This window comes from Streptomyces sp. NPDC057654 (assembly GCF_042800135.1).
Taxonomy (GTDB): domain Bacteria; phylum Actinomycetota; class Actinomycetes; order Streptomycetales; family Streptomycetaceae; genus Streptomyces.
The window spans coordinates 1-3959 of sequence record NZ_JBHVHQ010000803.1 but is presented as its reverse complement, the minus strand read 5'-3'; the positions used below and the strand labels follow the sequence as shown (position 1 = coordinate 3959).

Below are 3959 nucleotides of genomic sequence, written 5' to 3'. Positions count from 1 at the left end.
GGACACTGCGCCGGGCACTGCGCCGGGCGGCTCCCGCGCTGGTGGGCTATGCGGCCGTACGGCTCCTCGGCGTCGTCGTGCTCGCCGAGTGGGCGCACCTCAAGGGCCACGGGCTCTGGCCGCAGCTCGCCAACCAGTGGGACTCGCGCTGGTACCTGGGGATCGCGAACCGCGGCTACGACGACGTCCTGACCGGCGCCCGCAACAGCTGCAACCTGGCGTTCTTCCCGCTGTACCCGTTCCTGGTCAAGGTGTTCGCGCACCCGCTGCCGCCGGGCCACCGGGCGAGCACCGGCCTGGCGCTGTCCGTGACGGCGTCGCTGCTGGCGGCGTGGGGCGTGTTCGCGGTCGGGGACCGGCTGTACGGGCGCCGGGTGGGGGTGGTCCTGGCGGTGCTGTGGGGCGTGACGCCGGTCGCGCTGGTGCAGTCGATGGGCTACACGGAATCGCTGTTCACGGCGCTGGCGGCGTGGTCGCTGTACGCGGTGCTGACCGGCCGCTGGGTGTGGGCGGGGACGCTGTCGCTCTTCGCGGGCCTCACCCGCCCCACGGGAGTGGCGCTGGCGGCGGCGGTGTCCGTGAGCGCGCTGCTGGCGCTGCGCGAGGCACGCCGTGAGGGGACCGGCAGCACCGGAGGAACGGCCCGTATCGCCGCCGGCTGCGCCCTGGCCCCCCTGGGCTGGCTCGGCTACATCATCTGGGTCGCGGTGCGACTCGGCCGCTGGGACGGGTACTTCGCGGTCCAGAGCACGTGGACGAACCAGACCGACGGCGGCGTCGAGACGCTGCGCTCGCTGCGCGAGACGCTCGTCTACCAGTCCCGCCCGGAGCTGTTCCTGGTCGTCGTCTCGATCGTCATCATGCTGTCGGCGGCGCTGTACGCGGTGTGCGCGGCCCAACGGCAGCCGCCCCCGCTGCTGATCTTCACGGGCGCGCTACTCGTGATCGTGCTGTGCAGCGGCGGCGTGTACTTCCCCCGCGCCCGCTTCCTGCTTCCGGCCTTCCCCCTGCTGCTCCCGTTCGCCCTCGCCATCGCCCGCGCGCAACGCCGGACGGCACTGCTGGTACTGGGCGGGGCAGCGCTCTTCTCGGCGTACTTCGGGGCGTACATGGCCCTGGTATGGCCGAGCGCGCCGTAAGAGAGCCCCCGTGAAAGCGCCCCGCAAAAGAGCTTCGTGAAAACCAGCCGAGAGCCTCAGCCGAGCCGAGGGCCTCAGCCGACCAGGTAGATGACCACCAGAGCCACGAACCCGACGACGGCCGGGGCGATGACCTCGTAAGCCCACTTCACCCGCGGCTCCCCCTGCGCGCCCTCGCGCCCGGCATTGCGCTCGGAAAGGTCGCGGATCTCGTCGATGGCCTGGTCGGAGGCGGCCCGCAGCGGCTTGCCGCCGATCGGGGCGTGCGGGGAGGTCTGCTGCGAGGTGTCGTCGAGGGAGGCCCGTACCTGCCGCCTGGAGGCCTGCTTGCGGGCGCGCAGGGAGACCGGGATCGACCACATCTGGTACTTCGCGCCGCCCGCGAAGATCTCGCTGGAGTACCCGGCGCGCACGCCCTCGACGGAGGCCCACGGCAGCGTGATCGTACGGAACGGATTGCGCACGCGAATCCGGTCCTGACCGGCCCACACCGCGGGCCGCACCGTGTACGCGGCCACCAGCGGCACCAGGAACACCAGTCCCGCCACGGCCAGCCACGGCGTACGCCCCGACCCCCGCACCACCGCGTCGATCCCCAGCCACGCCCCGAGCGCGAGCAGCAGCACCCCGGCGCCGATCGCGGCCGGTGAGCGGTAGCAGCGCTCGGCGTACGCGGGTTCCCGCTGATCGTCCGAGGGCTTGGGGGCGTGGTCCGGGCTCGTCATGCGCCCGATTCTGCCTGACGGTCCGGAAACCGGACGTTGCGGTACGGCATCGATACGGGCCGAGGGGCCCACCCGGGTGATGGGAGCACAGCACCCACCCGGGCGACGGAGGCGAGGGCCGTACGCGCCCCGGAGCGGGCAGAGCGACAGCCGGAAAGCGGTCACACCTGTCACCCCCAGGGGGTGACAGGTCGCTACGCGCGTAGATATGCTCGACTGGTGACCATGCCCACCACTGCATCCGCAGCATCCGCATTCGCCGACGTGACCGCGTCCGACGGGGCGCACGCGCGTTTCGCACGGCGCGCGGCTACGGCCGAGTGATTTGGCCGGGTAGGCCAAATGCATCCCGCACCGCCGATACACTGCTCTGCAACAAGCGCGTCAGGCTCACAGCGTCGTGCGTCTTCCACGCGGCTGCGCCCCCCTTCACCGCCTTCGGCCGTCGGGACGGCCGTCCGCAAAGGACCAGTGAGGACTGATGACCACGTGAGCACGAAACCCGTCGTACTGATCGCCGAAGAGCTGTCGCCCGCCACCGTCGACGCCCTCGGCCCGGACTTCGAGATCCGGCACTGCAACGGCGCGGACCGCGCCGAACTCCTCCCCGCCATCGCCGACGTCGACGCGATCCTGGTGCGCAGCGCGACCAAGGTCGACGCCGAGGCCATCGCCGCCGCCCGCAAGCTGCGGGTCGTCGCGCGCGCCGGAGTCGGCCTGGACAACGTGGACGTGTCCGCCGCCACCAAGGCCGGCGTGATGGTCGTCAACGCGCCGACCTCCAACATCGTCACCGCCGCCGAGCTCGCCTGCGGCCTGCTCGTGGCCACCGCCCGCAATATCCCGCAGGCCAACTCCGCCCTGAAGAACGGCGAGTGGAAGCGCAGCAAGTACACCGGCGTCGAGCTGTCCGAGAAGACGCTGGGCGTCGTCGGCCTCGGCCGGATCGGGGTGCTCGTCGCGCAGCGGATGTCCGCTTTCGGCATGAAGATCGTCGCGTACGACCCGTACGTGCAGCCCGCGCGCGCCGCGCAGATGGGCGTCAAGCTGCTGACGCTGGACGAGCTGCTGGAGGTCGCGGACTTCATCACCGTGCACCTGCCCAAGACCCCCGAGACGCTCGGCCTGATCGGCGACGACGCGCTGCACAAGGTTCAGCCGCACGTGCGGATCGTCAACGCCGCGCGCGGCGGGATCGTCGACGAGGCGGCGCTGGCCACGGCGCTCAAGGAGGGCCGGGTCGCGGGCGCGGGCCTGGACGTGTACGCGTCCGAGCCGTGCACCGACTCGCCGCTCTTCGACTTCGACCAGGTCGTGGCCACCCCGCACCTGGGCGCCTCGACCGGTGAGGCGCAGGAGAAGGCGGGCATCGCCGTCGCCAAGTCCGTACGCCTCGCGCTCGCGGGCGAGCTGGTGCCGGACGCGGTCAACGTCCAGGGCGGGGTCATCGCCGAGGACGTGAAGCCGGGGCTGCCGCTCGCCGAGAAGCTCGGCCGGATCTTCACCGCGCTCGCGGGCGAGGTCGCGGTCCGCCTCGATGTCGAGGTGTACGGCGAGATCACCCAGCACGATGTGAAGGTGCTCGAACTCTCCGCGCTCAAGGGTGTGTTCGAGGACGTCGTGGACGAGACCGTCTCGTATGTGAACGCGCCGCTCTTCGCGCAGGAGCGCGGCGTCGAGGTCCGCCTGACGACGAGCAGCGAGTCCAACGAGCACCGCAATGTGGTGATCGTGCGCGGCACGCTCGCCGACGGCGACGAGGTCTCCATCTCGGGCACGCTGGCCGGGCCCAAGAACCTCCAGAAGATCGTCGCGGTGGGCGACCACGACGTGGACCTGGCCCTCGCCGACCACATGGCCTTCCTGCGGTACGGGGACCGGCCGGGCGTCGTCGGCACCGTCGGCCGCATCCTCGGCGAGGCCGGCATCAACATCGCGGGCATGCAGGTCTCGCGCTCGGGCGAGGGCGGCGAGGCGCTGGTGGCCCTCACCGTCGACGAGTCGATCCCGGCGCCGGTGCTCGCCGAGATCGCCGTGGAGATCGGCGCGACGTCGGCCCGTACGGTCAACCTGAACGACTGACCGGCGCGCAGCG

General features: G+C 71.7%; 3 protein-coding genes. 2 read left to right on the top strand and 1 reads right to left on the bottom strand.

Annotated elements, in window-relative coordinates:
- Positions 1–1139: mannosyltransferase family protein (locus tag ACFU99_RS36180; RefSeq protein ID WP_384400634.1), on the top strand; the 1139-nt coding region annotated here is incomplete at its 5' end.
- A gap of 74 nt (positions 1140–1213) precedes the next feature.
- Here the strand turns inward: ACFU99_RS36180 and ACFU99_RS36175 are convergent.
- A complete protein-coding gene (locus tag ACFU99_RS36175) occupies positions 1214–1864 on the bottom strand; it encodes a PH domain-containing protein (RefSeq protein ID WP_384400631.1) in 651 nt (216 codons plus the stop codon).
- Positions 1865–2353: 489 nt separating this feature from the next.
- Here ACFU99_RS36175 and serA point away from each other — a divergent pair, with 489 nt between their 5' ends.
- On the top strand, positions 2354–3946 hold the full coding sequence (gene serA / locus ACFU99_RS36170) for a phosphoglycerate dehydrogenase (RefSeq protein ID WP_384400628.1): 1593 nt from the start codon (positions 2354–2356) through the stop codon (positions 3944–3946).
- The last annotated feature ends 13 nt before the right edge of the window (positions 3947–3959 follow it).